Here is a 17567-nt window from a genome sequence, read left to right as displayed (position 1 = left end):
GAGCTGCGGGTAATCGCAATAAACTTTACGAAAACAGCCTTTTAAAAAGAAGATAATTTTTAAATTAATGGATAAATAGGAGTGAACAAAGTTTGGATAAGTTATGGGAATTAATAGTTGCCTTTATTTTAGGCATAGTAGAAGGTTTGACTGAATTTGCACCGGTATCGTCGACCGGTCACATGATACTTGTTGATGATTTGTGGTTGAAATCAGGAGAGATATTTTCACCTGAAGTAGCGAATACCTTTAAGGTTGTTATCCAACTAGGTTCAATTTTAGCTGTGGTTATTATCTTCAAAGATCGTTTCCTAAATATTCTTGGTTTGAAAAAAACGATTAATGGTGAAAAAGTAACGGGACATAAATTAAGCTTAGTACAAATTCTTATCGGGTTAATCCCAGCAGGTGTATTAGGACTACTGTTTGATGATTACATTGATGAACATTTATTTAATTTTGAAACAGTTGCGTATGCTTTAATTGTTGGAGCGATTTTGATGATTCTCGCAGACTATACGCAAAAGAAGAAAAAACCGACAACTACTTCTTTGGATCAAATTACAAATAAACAAGCATTTTTCATTGGATTATTTCAATGTATTGCCTTATGGCCAGGGTTTTCAAGATCTGGCTCCACTATATCAGGTGGGGTTTTGATGGGACTAAGCCACCGTGTTGCAGCAGACTTTACCTTTATCATGGCTGTTCCGATCATGGCTGGTGCTAGCTTTATTTCTTTATTAAACAATTGGGAATATATCACATCAGCGGCTCTTCCGTTCTTTATTGTTGGATTTATCAGTGCGTTTATTTTTGCGCTAATATCCATTCGATTCTTCTTAAAACTAATTGATCGAATTAAATTAACACCATTTGCGATTTATCGTATTATTATCGCTATTATTATCATGGTCGTGTTCTTTTAAAAACCTTACTAATAATGTAATCCTAAATCAAAAAGTCATCTCAAACTTGAGATGACTTTTTGATTAGGGTAAAATACTTTCTCCCTTTTTTAATCGCGTTTTATCACTTTTTACTTCTAATAGATCAAGCAAGAATATGAAAATAGGGATTCCTACAATTAAGCCCCATACGCCGAAAAAGTGCTCAGAAAAAATTAGCACAATAAAGGTGAAAAATACTGGCAAATCCGTTTTGGAAGACATTAATTTTGGGTTTAGTATATATGCTTCTATCGCATGGATAACCATAATTAAAATAATCACTGAAATGACGTGTGTTATTCCCCCGACCGTATATCCGATAATACATAACGGGATAAAAGAAATAATTACGCCTGCCACTGGTATAAGCCCCAGTAAGAAAATCATAATACCTAAGCCAAACAATTGAGGAAAGCCTAGAAAATATAAAGAAGTTGTTGTTAAAACACAATTAATGATGGCGATAATAAATTGTGCTTCTATTACTTTTCCAAAAGTAGCCACAAATTTCTTGCTGAAATACTTACATTCAAAGTATATCGATGCTATTTTACTGCTATGGAAACGTTTAGCAAATAACCGTAGTCTTTCTTTTTCCAACAGAAAGAAAAGACTTAATACAATTGCCATAAATACTTGAAGTAAATTCCCCCAAATATTTGTAAAATACTTAAAAATAAAAGTAAAGCCCTGATGCAAATAAGTCGTAACGCTAAAATTATTTAAGGTGTTTACGATAAAATTTAATACAGCATTTTCATGTGGCTGCATATAAAAATCTGTCATTTGGATGACTAACACCGAAATCTGTTGAATGATAACAGGCAGATAAGTGGAAATCCCATATATAAGCAATGATAAAACAGAAAAATAAAGCAAGATAACAGCAATAGTCCGTTTTATGGCAAACTTGCTTGTAAAAAACTGAACAAGTCTATCCATTAAGTAAGAAAAAATAAAAGTAAATAAAATCAGATTTATCATACTCCGAACAAAGTAAAGGCACAAACCAATTAAAAACAAAATAAAAATTCTTTTAATCCCTTTTTTCTGAAAAAATTGAAGCACCGTTTCCATGCTAAAGACCCCTGACGATTTAAAATACCTACCTAAGAGGAAATTTTTCTTTTTTTCCTTTATAACTTATTATCAATCCAATAATGAAAAATAACAAGAAAAAACGACTGAATTTTTTATTACTTTCTTTCTCTTTGCGTGTTTTAGGAACATTGTACATTATCCTTTCATTTTCACGAAATTGTAACAAAAATATACTGTTTTATGATAGAACTTTTTATTTTTTTGAAAAATCTTTCTTTACAGTTTAGTCGATAATTAGTAATATAGGAAAGTCGTTTTCATTCAGTCGACATTTTTAGGGAACTTTCGCAATATTTTTTCAACAGGAGGTTTACATGAATATCTTTAGAAAAAAGACAGTAACTGCAAACACTAACACGTCGCTAAATCGTGTTCTTGGAGCATTTGATTTAACAATGTTAGGGGTCGGTGCAATTGTTGGTACTGGTATCTTCGTATTGACAGGTGTTGCTGCCGCTAAATATGCGGGACCTGCTCTTATTCTTTCATTTATAATAGCAGGTCTTGCCTGTACTTTTGCTGCTTTATGCTATTCTGAGTTTGCTTCAATGATTCCACAGTCCGGTAGTGCCTATACCTATAGCTATGTAGCATTTGGAGAAGTCATCGCCTGGATTTTGGGATGGGATTTAGTATTAGAATATGGACTTGCTTCTGCAGCTGTTGCAAGTGGCTGGTCCGGTTATTTTCAAAGCCTATTATCAGGGTTTGGTATTCACTTACCTACCTTTATGACAAGCGCTTTTAACCCAGCTAACGGAACATTTGTCGATGTCCCAGCCATTATTATCGTCTTTATCATTACTCTTTTATTATCGAGAGGAATTCAAGAATCCTCTAAATGGAATATCATTATGGTATTTATTAAACTTGCAGTGGTATTACTATTTATATTTGTTGGCGTTTGGTATGTTAAGCCTGATAACTGGGTACCTTTTACACCATATGGTTTCTCTGGTGTTACAACAGGGGCTGCTGTTGTCGTTTTCGCTTATTTCGGCTTTGATGCTGTTTCCACTGCCGCAGAAGAAGTAAAAAATCCACAAAGAAATCTTCCTATCGGGATTATTTCTGCTTTAACGATATGTACGGTACTTTATATTATCGTTTCCCTTATATTAACGGGAATTGTTCCTTATGATCAATTAAATGTAAAGGATCCAGTTGCCTTTGCGCTCAGCTTTATTAATCAAAATTGGGTAGCCGGATTTGTTTCTCTTGGTGCCATTATCGGGATAACGACTGTCCTAATGGTAATGATGTTTGGACAAACTCGCCTTTTCTACGCTATTAGTAGAGACGGTTTACTTCCAAAATCTATGCAAAAGGTTAGTAAGAAAACGCAAGTTCCGATTGTTAGCACATGGATAACCTCTGCTTTAGTAGCGATATTTGCAGGTTTTGTGCCACTTGATCGATTAGCAGAGCTAACCAATATCGGTACATTATTTGCGTTTACAATGGTTTCACTCGGTGTCGTTGTATTACGTTATACACAACCAGACCTGCAACGCGGATTTAAAACACCTTTCGTACCATTTATCCCGGCACTAGCTGTTATTTTCTGCGTTTATTTAATGCTTCAATTAAGCAGCTTTACTTGGAAAGGATTCGTCATTTGGCTAGCTATCGGCTTAATTATTTATATTGCATATGGTTATAAGCATAGTAAATTAAATGACTCCAGCGAAAAATCAATTCATTAACGCTTCAATAAAAGGCTATTTTCCATTTTAAAAAAACATTTTAGAAAAACTCTCATGGCGGCGTTACCCGCCGCCACCGTCTATCATGAAAACTTGCTCCTATCCCATGATAGAAAGTCTAAACCACTTAACACCTGACCATAATTAATAGTACAATACGACCAGTCCGAAGACTGTTTGGTGGATCAATACAAGTTGATACCCCGTTAGAAAAACTGGTTGTGACAGTTTAAAAGAACCGTCTAATGTGTTTATAAACACGAATACAAAAATTTTGTATGATGACTTCTGTCGCTTGTATTGTATTAAAAATCTTTGAGGTGATTATATGGAAGCTATGATTGAACGGTGTGCAGGCCTAGATGTACACCAAGAAACAGTAGTTGCTTGTGTTTTATTTGGTTCATTAGATAAAAAACCAAATAAAGAGATTCAAACCTTTCCAACAACCACAAGTGGCCTTTTGGCACTTAGCGACTGGCTATCCTCACACAAAATAACGGATGCTGTAATGGAAAGTACCGGTGTATATTGGAAGCCCGTTTGGAATGTTATAGAATGTGACTTCCAATTAATCCTCGCCAATGCCCAACATGTTAAAAATGTTCCCGGAAGGAAAACAGACGTAAAAGATGCGGAGTGGTTAGCTAAACTTTTGCGTTCTGGACTAATTGAAAAAAATTTTGTACCGCCCAAAGAAATTCGTGATTTGCGAGATTTAACCCGGTATCGTAAAAAACTCATCCATACACGAACTTCTGAGCGCAATCGAATCCACAAAATTCTACAGGATGCAAATATTAAACTAACTTCTGTTTTATCTGACATTTTTGGTGTCACTGGTTGTCGCATTATTGAAGCCCTAATAAACGGCGAAAAAATAGGTGTGTTTGAACTTCAACAAATGGTTGATTCAAGAGTTAAGGCGAGCACAACAGATATTGCAGAAGCCCTTAACGGTGGAATACGTAAACATCATATTGATATGTTACGTTTCCATTGGGACCATATCAATCACATCGATGAAACAATCGAAAAAGTAGTTGAACGCATAGACCAAGCGCTTATTCCTTATCAAGAGGAGTGCGAACTACTAGATACCATACCGGGTGTGGATAAAAATGCATCCGCAATCTTTATAGCTGAAATGGGTGTAGACATGTCAGTATTTAAAAGTTCTAAACATCTAGCCTCATGGGCTGGAGTGAGTCCAGGAAATTATGAGAGTGCCGGTAAAAAAAAAACAGGTAAAACTCAGTACGGAAACAAATCATTAAGAACCACCGCTGTTGAATGTTCCATGGCTACAGATAGACAGTATAATCGCATATCTGCACATAGAAAAAGAATTATGAAACGACAAGGAAAATCGAAAGCACGGATCGCTTCCGCTCATTTAATCCTAACAATTGCTTACAATATTTTAAAAACAAGGCAACCATATCAGGAACTAGGCCCTGATTATGTTGATCTCGAACAAAGTAAAGAACAAAAAATGATTCAATACTTAAAAAGGAAAGGGTATCGTATTGAACCCACTAATGAACAAATTGCTTAATGAATAACAAAAGCACTATATTTAATCATTCCTAGCCTTTTAAAAAAGTTCAAATTTAGAAGGTTCAGCTTAGTGTTGCCTTTTACCTAAAGAGTTTTCATACAAACAGTCAAATAAAAAGAGGAAGACCATAAGGTTCATAACCTAGTGGTCTTCCTCTTTCTTAATTAATCTTTTACTCGTTTAAATGGCCACCAATTTGCTTCTCCGAAGTTCTTTACAAGTACAGGAATAAGCAATGGCAAAATGATAAATGCATATAAGAATAATCCAACCAATACAATACTAGCTATTTGCAATAATGAGAGCATTCCCGAAGGCATCATCGCCGCGAATGTTCCACCTAAAATGATCGCTGCTGATATAATAACAGTTCCCATCTTCCTCATTGCTTCTAACATTGCATCTTTTATCGTTAAGTCCTTATATTCATTAAAGCGATCCATAAGGAAAATGCTATAATCTACCCCTAAAGCTACTAGAATAACAAAGCCAAAAAATGGGACTGCCCAGCTGATTCCTGTATAACCAAGCATATTGACATAAATAGCTTCATTTATTCCAAGCGCTGTGTAGAAAGTTAAAATCAATGATCCAATAATATAAGCTGGCATAATGATGGAGCGGAATAAAAAGATTAGTACAATCGAAATTCCGATCATCATCCAAATAACGGTATTGGTGTAATCAGCATTTGACATCGCCTGAAGATCGGCATTCGTACTTGTAATTCCCGAAATAGCAATCGCTGCGTTTTCTAACTTCGTTCCTTTTGTCACTCGATCGACGCTATCCTTTATCGTATCAATTTGATCGATTGCTTCATTTGAATAAGGATTTTCAGCGAATATCACATCAAACGTCATGATTTTGCGATTTGGAGATAGATACGTATCTAATGCTCCTTTAAATTCATCACTTGTTAATACTTCTTCTGGAATATAGAAACTATTTGTTTCATTCTTTGATAAACCTGATAAATAATCAGTTGCTGAACCGAGCCCATCGGAAACTTGATCTAATCCATCTGCACTTTGTGTAAGTCCATCTGTTAATTGACCAAGCTGTCCGCCAATATCACTAAATCCATCTAATAATTGTTTTTGCCCATCATTAATACTGCTTAATCCGTTCGTTAATTTAGGCATATTGCTAACAATTTGACCTTGACCATCTGCTAATTGGTCTAACCCTTTTTGCTGTTGGTCGATACCATCAATTAATTGCTGTAGTCCAGTCGAAATATTGCTTTGATTTTTTAGGATTTCTGCATAGCCGGCATTTGCTTTACTCATTCCAGTTTGTAATTCGGCTAATCCTTTATTCAATTTATCTATCCCAGCACTAATTACAGGTAATTGCTGCTGTGCTCCTAGGTAACCTTCTTTTATACCATTATATACGGGATCCTTAGCTAATCCAGCATGATTACTTTCTAAAATGTCAAAGGTACTGTTTTGAATTAGATTTAGTTTTTCTGAAAAATTCTTTATACCTAAACTAATTTCCTCATATCCCCCTAGAATAGTTGAAAGATTAGTTTCCATCTGATTATAACCATTCTGCAAATCTTTATGTGCAGCTAATAATGCTTCTGCCCCTGATTTTGCTTCTTGTAATCCCGTTTTTATTTGATCAGAACCCGCAGAGCCTTGGCGGATACCTTGTTCAATTTTCTCCAGATTGGTTTGAATTTCTCCCAATCCAGATTTCACATCATTTGTTCCTTTAATGAGTCCATTAATTCCATCAGCCGCTTCATTTAACTGTGGTTCTGACTTTTGCAGCTCATCTCCTGCACTGTGAAGACCATCGCTTATTTGATCAATTCCTTCTTTTCCTTGCCCCAAACCTTCTTCCAATGTCTTAGCTTGGTTAGAAATATAAAGATCTTCAATCGATTCTCCCATTGGTCTTGTTACAGAACGAACTTTATCGACTAAATCTACTTTAGCTAGTTCATTTGTAATCGAGTCTGCTAACGCTAAATATTCGATTGTGTCTAATTCATCATCATTTTTAATGATCACAGTTGTTGCCATCGATTCCCCTGGACCAAAACTGTCAGCAATCGCATTAAATGCTTTAATAGACGGATAATCATCACTAATTTCTTCTAAAGAATTAAATGAAAGGTCCCCGTCATATGTCACTAGGAATGGTACACAGATACACGCAACAACTAATAAGGATAACAACGGTCTTTTTAACGAGAAATTACCTGCCATTTCCCAGATCTTGCTATCCCCGTGTTCTGCTGACCCTTTTGATGGCCAGAATAATTTATTGCCTAATAGCAGCATGAAAATTGGCACTACTGTAAATAAAGCAATTAATAAAATAGCTACCCCAACCGCTACTGCAGAAGCAGATTGGTAAAGCACAAATTTCGAAAATCCAATAGCAGCAAAGCCAATCATTACAGCAACACCACTGAAAAAGACTGTTCTTCCTGCGTTTTTATACGTTTCTACTACCGACTCCCAAATACTTTCTCTATGCATCATTTCCTCTTTAAATCTACTTAATAAAAGAATACAATAGTCCGTCCCTATCCCAAAGAGAACAGCAACTAAGAATATTTGTGTATAAGTGGAAATCGGGAAATTGAATTGATCCACTAGAATAGACACAATAGATTGGGATGCTAAGTACGTAAGCCCTACTGTAATTAATGGAATGAATGGGGCAATTACCGATCTAAAAACAATTAACAATACTGCAAGAATAAAGACAACTGTTATCCCTTCTGTTTTCTTTAATCCTTCTTGTGAACTATTTACTAAATCCTGATCGATCATCCAATTGCTCGTATAATAGTGATCTACGTCATATTTCTCAATCGTTTTATATAATGCGTCACTTACCTCATCTGCTTCTCGGTCATTCCAACTGATGGTTAATGAAGTTAGAATCGTTTTTCCATCATCTGAAACTAATTGATCTTTTAAATCTTCATCTTTAAATGACGAAAGAATATCGGTAATCCCTAACTCTTCCTTATTAGCTTCTAATGCCTCAACCGCTTTTTTCGCTTCCGCTATATCTTTATCAGTCAACTTCTTCTCATTATGAAAGACTAGTGCTACCGTTGACTGTTCTCCTACATTTTTCTGGTTCTGGATTTCATCTAGAATTTTTCCAGCTTCGGAAGAGGAATATTCATCAGGTATCGTAATCTGCCCTTTTTCCTTAACTAGATCTCCCATATTTGGAGCTATGATAAATAAACCGACTATCGCTATAATCCATGCTCCAAGAATAAACCATTTTCCTTTTAAAATAGCATTCACTTTATTCCCTCCAACTTCTATTCCTTATTTTCTTCTATGAGTCTATCTAATTTAGCAAAAGTATCTAAGAAATTTTGGATTTCAACATGCTCAAATTTTGAGATGACAGATTCAATCACACTTTGGATTTTTTTCTCCATTTCGCCAAAAATTATTTTTCCTGCTGATGTTAAAGTTAAATAAATTACACGTCTATCTTTTTCATCCCTTGTTCTTTCTACCCATCCCTTTTCAACTAGGCGGTTGATAATGGGGGTAATGGCGCTTTTCTTCACACCGAAGACGATCGAAAGTTCTGAAGATGTGCATACTCCCACATTGTTTATATGACGCATTGTAAAATGCTGTTCTGTTGTAAGAACATCTCCTATTTCCTTCCTAATTAACTGATCAAATTTACGATTAACCGAAAAATTTATACTGACATATCGGTCGATGATTAGATCTATATCTGTTCGATTAATAACGGTCACCTCTTGTCTTTTTAGTTAAAGAGTTTAACTATTAAACATTTTAACTTTATTGCTATTTTTATGTCAACAAAAAAATTTCATTCCAAAAAGATAAGAATGGATAGGATTTTCCTTTATCTCTTAGCGAAGGAAATGGTTGTAGCAATAGCACCTATCTTTAAAGATTGGCTATGCTATAATAAGGAAAAAAATGAACGGAGAATAAGATTATGTTTCCAAACATTTCAATGAAAAATACGCTTATGGAAAGCCTAGGAATCAAAATAGTGGAAGTTCAAAAAAATGGGGTGTGTATTGCGTCAATGCCAGTTGATGAAAAAACAAAACAGCCCTTTGGATACCTACATGGCGGAGCTTCAGTAGCTTTAGCAGAAACAGCTGCTAGCGTTGGAGCAGCAAGCCTCATTGATGGGCAAAAACAAGTAGTCTTTGGGCAAGAAATAAACGCAAACCATATTCGGTCGGTAAAAGAAGGTATTGTGACTGCAACTGCTTCAGTTATACATCAAGGAAAATCTAGCATGGTTTACGAGATAAAAATAGTGAATGAGAAAGAGGAACTAATTTGCATCTCACGTTGTACGATGTCGGTAATTTGTTTAGAAAAGTGATTCGTTAGTTTGGCTGATATCCTGTTCACATTGGCTGATTTATTTGGTTTTTGGCTGATATTCTGTTCGCGTTGGCTGATTTATTTGGTTTTTGGCTGATATCTCGCTCGCGTTGGCTGATTTATTTGGTTTTTGGCTGATATCTCGCTCGCGTTGGCTGATTTATTTGGTTTTTGGCTGATATCCTGCTCGCTTTGGCTGATTTATTTCTTTTTTAGCTGATATCCCGCTTGCTTTGGCTGATTTATTTCTTTTTTGGCTGATATCCTGCTCGCTTTGGCTGATTTATTTCTTTTTTAGCTGATATCCTGCTCGCGTTGGCTGATTTATTTCCTTTTTGGCTGATATCCTGCTCGCTTTGGCTGATTTATTTCCTTTTTGGCTGATATCCTGCTCGCTTTGGCTGATTTATTTCCTTTTTGGCTGATATCCCGCTTGCATTGGCCGATTTATTTCCTTTTTGGCTGATATCCTGTTCGCTTTGGCTGATTTATTTCTTTTTTGGCTGATATCTCCACTATTAAGCTTTAATCCCACGCAATTTACTGATTAATTTCACTTAACACACAAATAAGTGCATCTAAAATGCCAGTTAATCTGACTTTTAGATACACTTTTGCCATTAAACTAAATATTACTTGCAAATATATAATCTTGCTTCGTATGGTTTTAAGGAAATCGATGTAGTTGGCTCATGTTCTTCTACTGGATAGTTCGCTAACAGTAAATTTTCATGCTCTAACTCAACGACACGATTTTCAAATACTGCCTCTTCTGCTGATAGGTTAGTAATGATCACCATCTTTTTATCATCCAAGGTACGAGTATAAGCAAAAACCTGTTTATTATCTTCATCAACTAAATCAAATGTTCCATATGTCAAAATTGGACCTGATTTTTTCAACTCAATCATTTTCTTATAAAAATGATAGATAGAATCCGTATCTTTCTTTTGGCTTTCTACATTTATATCTAAATAATTTGGATTGATTCCCATCCAAGGTGTGTGTTTAGAGAATCCGGCATATTCCTCACTCGACCATTGCATCGGTGTTCTGGAATTATCACGGCTAGTGGACCAAATTATCTCCATTATATCTTTATGGCTGACGCCTTCTTCACGTTTCAGTTTATAAAGATTTTTCGTTGCTACATCATCATATTCCTCGATCGTTGGAAATTGAACATTCGTCATGCCAATTTCTTGTCCTTGATAAATGAATGGAGTTCCCTGCATAAAGAAATACATCATTCCTAAAGCCTTGGCACTTTCTTTCCAATATTCCTTGTCATTTCCCCATGTGGAGACAGATCTAGCTTTATCATGGTTTTCGATAAACAAAGCATTCCATCCTTTGTTTTCTAAACCTTTCTGCCATTTATTTAAAACTTGTTTTAGCTCCATGACGTCTACGCCATAATTTTTTTCATTATCCCATAAATCCAAATGCTCAAATTGGAAAACCATATTAAATTTCCCTTTAGTTTCTCCAACCCATAGCTCTGCTTCTTCAACCTTTACTCCATTTGCTTCTCCAACTGTCATAATGTCGTACTTCGCAAATGTTTCATTCTTTAATTCTTCTAAAAATGGTTGAATTCCCTCTACATTCATATGTTTATCAAAGGAAGGAACGTAGTCTAACCCTAAAGGATTATCCATATCCTTAAATCCTGCTTCTTTTTTAATATGACTAATAGCATCAATTCGGAATCCGTCAATCCCTTTGTCTAACCACCAATTAATCATGTCGTATAACGCTTTTCTTACTTCTTCATTTTCCCAATTTAAATCAGGTTGTCTCGTAGAAAAAATATGCATAAAATACTGTCCCGTTGTCTCGTCTAATTTCCATGCAGAGCCTCCAAATATGCTCTCCCAGTTATTAGGCTCTTTTCCATCGACACCATCGCTCCAAATATACCAATCTCTTTTTGGATTATTAAGGGAAGAACGTGATTCTAAAAACCACTTATGTTCATCACTTGTATGATTAATAACCAAATCGATAATTAATTTCATTCCTCGTTGATGCACTTCATAAAGAAGCAAATCAAAATCTTCCATCGTTCCAAACTCATCCATAATATCTTGATAGTCACTAATATCATAGCCATTATCATCATTTGGCGATTTATACATTGGACAAATCCAAATACAATCAATACCTAGTTCTTTTAAATAATCTAATTTTGTAATAATCCCTTTTAAATCCCCAATTCCATCTCCATTTGAATCCATGAAACTTCTAGGATAAATCTGATATGCTACTGCTTCTTTCCACCACTTTTGTGTCAAAACTTTTCTCCCTTTCTATATCTAGTTTCTGTTTTATTACCACTTTAAGGCTTGTATTACTCCGCCGCTTTACAACAAGAGTTTCTTTCCACCATTTTCGCCGGCACTGTAATTCGCTTCGTTACCGAATTTGGATACTTTATATCATCTAGTAAGCATTTTGTAGCTTCGACACCAAGCTGAAAAATATTAATATCAACACTTGTCAACGATGGCTTCATATACTTCCCTGTTGAAATATTATTAAACGCTACTATGGACAAATTTTCTGGAATAGATATAGATAGTTCCTCGGCATAGCTAATTAACTTTATAGCTATAAAATCGTCAGAGACAACAAGTGCTGTCGGCCGATTCTCTAAATTCAATATCTCAGTAAGCTTTTCTTTTGTTCGGCCAGCTAGCTCCTTGTCATAAATAATCAGTTCCTTTTGATAGGCAATTCCATTTTCCTTCAATGCTTGTTTAAAACCTTTCAAACGGTCAATTGTAAAAACCATTTCCATATTTGCGCCAATAAAAGCAATTTCTTTGTGGCCTAATTGGATTAAATGCTCGGTAATTTGTTTTGTAATAAACACATTATCATTGTCAACAAATGTAATTCTTTCAGCATTTTGATACGGTCTACCTATGACCGTAAACGGAAATTTATTGTGTAACAGATAATCCATAATCTGATCATTGGTTTTACTATATAAAAGAATAATTCCATCTACTCTTTTTCCCTGTACCATCTCGACTACTTCTTGCAGTATTTCCTCTTCAGATGCCCCAGTTGTCAAATAAATCCCAAACTTGCTTTTTCTTGCCTCTAGACTAATTCCTCTTAGTACTTCTGGAAAGAACGGGTTTTCTAACACTCTTTCCGTTGAATGTGGCATAACAATACCAATGGTTTTCGTGCTCTTTACAACTAAACTTCTTGCTTGTAGGTTCGGATGATATCCTAGTTCCTCCATTGCTTCTCGAACTTTGCGCTTTGTTTCATCACTAATTTTAGGATGATTTGCAAGTACTCTTGAAACTGTGGAGGGAGAAACATTTGCTAATTTACCAACATCTTTAATGGTTACTACCATATTTGCACCTCCATCATTTTTAGCACTATTATGGTAAACGCTATCATTTACTATCAAAAAAATTATATATTTATACACCTTTTCATGCAAACGATTGCACTAACATATGTAGAATATACCATAGGAAAAAGTTAATATCAATAATAAATTAAACTTGAGGAACAAGAAATCTAAGGTTAAATATTGAGGCTGGGACATAAGTATTCCAGCCAAGGATAATTCCGAACAATTATACGAAGATGCTAATGAATGTTCCGTATAATTGTTCGGGCTTTTATTTGTTTTTCAAAGGATGTTTCCATGAAGTTTGGTGCGATTCCCCGCAGCCGGAATACACTTCGCTTTCCATGGGGCTCGCGCTGAGCCGCTTCGGCCTGTGGCCTGCAGGGTCTCAGACTGTCTCGCTAATCCCATAGGAGTCTTCGTGTATTCCGGCTGCTCTGTTTTTCCAACTAATTATATTTCCTCTTGTAAAAAGTATGCGAAAGCAGCCGCTATTTACTAGCTATATTAGAAATTGTTCGTCTTTACAGAGTATCTATTTAGTTATGTCCCATCCTCATCGTTTCTTCCATGATTACAGTTCCTTTATCACAGGAGGATTCTCTAGTACTGTATCCATATAGTTTTTTCCCCAGCTATACATAGCATCTAATATAGGCATGAGAGATTCCCCTTCCTTTGTTAAGGAGTATTCCACTTTTGGTGGGACAACAGGGTAGACAACTCTTTTTACAATATAATCATTTTCTAATTCGCGCAATTGATTCACAAGCATACGTTGTGTTATCCCAGGTATCAAAGCTTTCAATTCTCCAAATCGCTTTGTTCCTTCCTTTCCCAAATGCCAGAGAATAAGCATTTTCCATTTTCCGCCTATTATGCTTAAGGTCAGTTCTTTCTCACAATTAAATTCCTTGCCTGCCATTCGTTCCAACAAAAAACCCCCTTCAAAAGATACTAAGTATACTTTTTAACACTATATAAAAATAAAGTGCGTACTTACTTAAAAGGATTATAAAACGTATAATGACGATTGTACAGAAATTAACCATATTTCAAAAACATCTAAGTGCCATACAAAACTTAAAAAGAAAAGGAGCAAATCAAAATGAAATTACAATTAGCATTAGATTTAGTTAATATCCCACAAGCAATTGAGGTTGTTTCACAGGTTGAACAATACGTTGATATCGTTGAAATTGGAACTCCTGTTGTAATAAACGAAGGACTTCATGCTGTAAAGCAAGTAAAAGAAGCGTTTCCTAACGTGTCTATTTTAGCGGACTTGAAAATTATGGATGCAGCTGGATACGAAGTAAGCCAAGCTGTTAATGCTGGTGCAGATATTGTCACAATTTTAGCTGCTGCAGAAGATGAATCCATTAAAGGCGCTGTTGCAGAGGCAAAGAAACTTGGCAAAGAAATTCTTGTAGATATGATCGCTGTTAAAGATATTAAAGCACGTGCGCAACAACTTGATGAATTCGGTGTTGATTACATTTGCGTTCATACTGGCTATGATTTACAAGCTGTTGGCAAAAACTCTTTTGAAGATTTAAAAGCAATTAAAAGCGTTGTAAAAAATGCAAAAACTGCTGTAGCTGGTGGAATTAAATTAGAAACATTAGCTGAAGTTATTGCTGCACAACCTGATTTAGTTATTGTTGGTGGAGGAATTACTAGCCAAAAAAATCTAAGTGAAGCTGCTTCTAAATTTAAAGAACTAATTGCTCAAGGATAAGACTATGAAAACAAGCAATTATCTGGACCAAGTTATTCTCGAAATATCTCAAGCTGGATCACTTATTGCAAATGAGGATTTAGAAATGCTAGTTGAGCATATTCTTCATTCAAAAAAAGTTTTCGTCTATGGAGCTGGACGTTCTGGATTTATGCTTAAAGCATTTGCGATGCGAATGATGCATATGGGAATTGACGCTTATGTGGTAGGAGAAACGGTTACTGCAACCTATGAAAAGGGCGATCTTCTTATCGTAGGAACAGGTTCTGGAGAAACACGAAGTATTCTTACCATAGTGGAAAAAGCAAAAAACATCGGTGGGAGGATTACAGCTCTTACTATTTCTCCTGATTCTACTGTTGGAAAATTAGCTGATCAAGTTATTAAATTGCCTGGTTCTCCAAAAGATAGAGGAAAGGAAGAAGCAAAAAGCATTCAACCAATGGGTTCCTTATTCGAGCAGTTACTCCTAATTGTCTTGGATAGTGTGATCTTAAAATATATGGACATAAAAGAACTAGATTCCAATAAGATGTATGGAAAGCACGCTAATTTAGAATAATATTTTTTCATATAATAAAAGGATAGATAAAAGCATTTTCTATATGCTTTCTCTATCCCTTTTACCTTTTTAATCAGAACCCCCACCACAGCTAGAACAGGAGCTACCTGATGCGCAAGAGTTATCGGACGAACAAGAATTACAAGAGGAAACTGATCCAGATCCACAGCTTGTGCAGCTTGACGAATTACCATTACTACTGCTCATATAACTTGAAAATTCCTCATAATGAAAATAAGAAACGGACAAAAAAGGAACTAGCATGGAGTTGAATTTTTGTTCGCTTTTGCTTTTTTTCATTCTGTCATAGATAACGCTTTTTTGATAATCTCTTACCTTTTTTACTGTTTTTTTCATGGATGCGATAAGTGCAAGTACCGTATTTGGATATTTCGTATCACTTTTAAAATATAGGTTAATCAGTTCATCTTCTGATAAATTTTTAAAGTCCTCAATAATAATTGGATGGACAGGATGCCGGAAAAAACCATTATACAAATAGATATTCTCTCTTCGTATAAGAAAAAGCTCTGCATAAACCCAATCAAAGAATCCTCGCAAATCGGAATTAGACTCTACCTTGACATTAGGGCTGTGATGTAGGGTAGTGCCAAGATATTTCCTGGAAAAATCATCGTATTCACGAGTGAACATGAGCATTTGATGCCATAATTCATCGACTTTCTTACTAAACATTGGTGACTCTTTTAGAACGGATGTTAAAACAAAATAACGTTTTAAATCAAGCAAACGCCATTCATATTCATTTTCTTTTAATCTATTCTCTCTCCTTACTCTCTCTTCTACATTTTCCATGTAACTTCTTGTAAGGGAGCGTTCTAGATTATCATTTAATTTTTTTAATCCTTTAAGTGGCTTTATCTCTAATACTTTAGGAGATACACTAAATTTAAAGATGAGTTTTTTGCGTAAAAATAGAATAAACCAAATAATAATAACCGCAAGTAAAAGTAACCATGCCATCCAACTTCTCCCCTTCCTATTAAAAACAAAAAATTAAATAAAGTTATTTACCTTGGTTATTACTATTACGATTTTCATTATATAAATTTCCATCTTTACATTTTTTTAATATTTAGCAACACTGATTATTATTCGAAAGGTTACAAAGATAGTTCGCGATATAAAAAAAGGTACATCACTAATAATGAGTGATGCACCAATAAATACTATTTGTGACATTTCAGTTGATTTTTACAATAATCGATCTTTATTTTTAGCTCTTTACATTCTTTTTGCATAAATAATATAACGCTGTGGAGCATTTCCTACAAATCGGAAAGGATAACATGTCGTTAGTATAAGTTCTTCTTTTGAATCATCTAATGTAATTATCGATCGGTCATCTGCTTCTACTATTTTAGTCGAAGTGATTTGATAAGAGAATTCACCATAAGGTAAAATAATTTTCAGCTCGTCCCCGATTTCTAATTCTCCTGCTCTCCTAAAGACCGTATCTCGATGACCGGATAAGACAATTTGTCCATTTTCATCGGGATAGAAACTGCCTTTATAATGGCCGACTCCTTTTTCAAGATCATCTGGGTCGGTACCTTCTACAATTGGTAACACTCCATCGATCTTCTCAATTTCTAATAGTCCTACTGCATCGCCAATGGGTGGTACAAATCGTTCACTTTCTTTATCCACCCATTTTTCATTTTCCTTGTTGTTTATGGCCGCCTTAGCTTCTGATAAAGAATTTTCCGTTTGTGCTTTCGTGTCCATGATATTCCAAACACCATAACCAATAAAAAGCACTCCTCCTACTATAAGTAGAAGAGATAACCATTTAGTCCACTTCATATTATCTTATGCCTTTCTTCTATTATTTGTATAAAAAGCCATAATTCCTATATTGAACAATAACAATCCTGCTATGATTAAATTGTAAGTCATTGTCGCAGTATTTGACAATAGATTTCCTTTTCCAAGCTCTGACTGTTTTACCGTATCTTTGTTGTTAGGCAAAGATTCTTCTTTTTTTTTATCAAGAGTTTCTGTATTCCTTTTTGTTTCTTCTGCTCTATTACCCCTTTAATAGAAGCAAGGTACTATATAAAAATAACTGACTAATGTAAAATCCACACTATCTTTTTGTAAATTTAATTAATGGAATGGAGATATTTCGTTATTCTGAAAAGAAGTTTCCTTAAGGAAACTTCAC

At 35.1% G+C, this 17567-nt stretch carries 14 protein-coding genes; 6 read left to right on the top strand and 8 right to left on the bottom strand.

What is annotated here, in order from left to right; translation table 11 throughout:
* The first annotated feature begins 92 nt into the window (after positions 1 to 92).
* Entirely contained in the window at positions 93 to 929 is an 837-nt protein-coding gene (locus tag NST60_RS17060; RefSeq protein WP_016202463.1) for an undecaprenyl-diphosphate phosphatase, read from the top strand.
* A gap of 63 nt (positions 930 to 992) precedes the next feature.
* Here NST60_RS17060 and NST60_RS17055 read toward each other — a convergent pair whose 3' ends face one another.
* Positions 993 to 2027, bottom strand: a complete 1035-nt coding sequence (locus NST60_RS17055; protein WP_169189036.1) for an AI-2E family transporter — start codon at positions 2025 to 2027, stop codon at positions 993 to 995.
* Between the two features lie 338 nt (positions 2028 to 2365).
* Between NST60_RS17055 and NST60_RS17050 the strand changes: the two genes are divergently transcribed.
* Together NST60_RS17050 and NST60_RS17045 are read left to right on the top strand one after the other, a co-directional pair.
* Complete coding sequence (locus NST60_RS17050) at positions 2366 to 3757, top strand: amino acid permease (protein WP_016202465.1); 1392 nt, start codon at positions 2366 to 2368, stop codon at positions 3755 to 3757.
* A gap of 328 nt (positions 3758 to 4085) precedes the next feature.
* Positions 4086 to 5315 carry an IS110 family transposase gene (locus NST60_RS17045; protein ID WP_100525939.1) on the top strand — a complete coding sequence of 410 codons (1230 nt, stop codon included), beginning with the start codon at positions 4086 to 4088 and terminating at the stop codon, positions 5313 to 5315.
* Positions 5316 to 5482: 167 nt separating this feature from the next.
* Here NST60_RS17045 and NST60_RS17040 read toward each other — a convergent pair whose 3' ends face one another.
* Both NST60_RS17040 and NST60_RS17035 read right to left on the bottom strand, forming a co-directional pair.
* Positions 5483 to 8608 carry an MMPL family transporter gene (locus NST60_RS17040; RefSeq protein WP_341099562.1) on the bottom strand — a complete coding sequence of 1042 codons (3126 nt, stop codon included), beginning with the start codon at positions 8606 to 8608 and terminating at the stop codon, positions 5483 to 5485.
* Between the two features lie 17 nt (positions 8609 to 8625).
* Positions 8626 to 9081 (bottom strand): MarR family winged helix-turn-helix transcriptional regulator, encoded by a 456-nt coding sequence (locus NST60_RS17035; protein WP_341099561.1) that lies wholly within the window; start codon positions 9079 to 9081, stop codon positions 8626 to 8628.
* Between the two features lie 209 nt (positions 9082 to 9290).
* Between NST60_RS17035 and NST60_RS17030 the strand changes: the two genes are divergently transcribed.
* A complete protein-coding gene (locus NST60_RS17030) occupies positions 9291 to 9692 on the top strand; it encodes a hotdog fold thioesterase (RefSeq protein ID WP_016202468.1) in 402 nt (133 codons plus the stop codon).
* Between the two features lie 634 nt (positions 9693 to 10326).
* Here the strand turns inward: NST60_RS17030 and NST60_RS17025 are convergent.
* From NST60_RS17025 to NST60_RS17015, 3 genes are all read right to left on the bottom strand, one after another.
* Complete coding sequence (locus NST60_RS17025; protein ID WP_101729237.1) at positions 10327 to 11991, bottom strand: glycoside hydrolase family 13 protein; 1665 nt, start codon at positions 11989 to 11991, stop codon at positions 10327 to 10329.
* Positions 11992 to 12047: 56 nt separating this feature from the next.
* Positions 12048 to 13073 carry a LacI family DNA-binding transcriptional regulator gene (locus NST60_RS17020; RefSeq protein ID WP_101729238.1) on the bottom strand — a complete coding sequence of 342 codons (1026 nt, stop codon included), beginning with the start codon at positions 13071 to 13073 and terminating at the stop codon, positions 12048 to 12050.
* 577 nt (positions 13074 to 13650) lie between these two features.
* A complete protein-coding gene (locus NST60_RS17015; RefSeq protein WP_016202472.1) occupies positions 13651 to 14010 on the bottom strand; it encodes a winged helix-turn-helix transcriptional regulator in 360 nt (119 codons plus the stop codon).
* A gap of 174 nt (positions 14011 to 14184) precedes the next feature.
* Here NST60_RS17015 and hxlA point away from each other — a divergent pair, with 174 nt between their 5' ends.
* Both hxlA and hxlB read left to right on the top strand, forming a co-directional pair.
* Positions 14185 to 14817, top strand: coding sequence for a 3-hexulose-6-phosphate synthase (gene hxlA, locus NST60_RS17010; protein ID WP_101729239.1), 633 nt, complete (start codon positions 14185 to 14187; stop codon positions 14815 to 14817).
* Between the two features lie 4 nt (positions 14818 to 14821).
* Positions 14822 to 15379 carry a 6-phospho-3-hexuloisomerase gene (hxlB, locus tag NST60_RS17005; protein WP_101729240.1) on the top strand — a complete coding sequence of 186 codons (558 nt, stop codon included), beginning with the start codon at positions 14822 to 14824 and terminating at the stop codon, positions 15377 to 15379.
* A 69-nt stretch (positions 15380 to 15448) separates the two neighbouring features.
* On the opposite strand, the gene NST60_RS17000 is transcribed toward hxlB, so the two are convergent.
* Both NST60_RS17000 and NST60_RS16995 read right to left on the bottom strand, forming a co-directional pair.
* Positions 15449 to 16363: a hypothetical protein gene (locus tag NST60_RS17000; protein WP_016202475.1), complete on the bottom strand. Its 915-nt coding sequence runs from the start codon at positions 16361 to 16363 to the stop codon at positions 15449 to 15451.
* Positions 16364 to 16624: 261 nt separating this feature from the next.
* Positions 16625 to 17206: a class D sortase gene (locus NST60_RS16995; RefSeq protein ID WP_040343070.1), complete on the bottom strand. Its 582-nt coding sequence runs from the start codon at positions 17204 to 17206 to the stop codon at positions 16625 to 16627.
* Positions 17207 to 17567 lie beyond the last annotated feature (361 nt).

The organism is Niallia sp. FSL W8-1348, from assembly GCF_038006745.1.
Taxonomy (GTDB): Bacteria; Bacillota; Bacilli; order Bacillales; family Cytobacillaceae; genus Niallia; species Niallia alba.
This window is presented reverse-complemented; position numbering and strand designations above follow the sequence as displayed.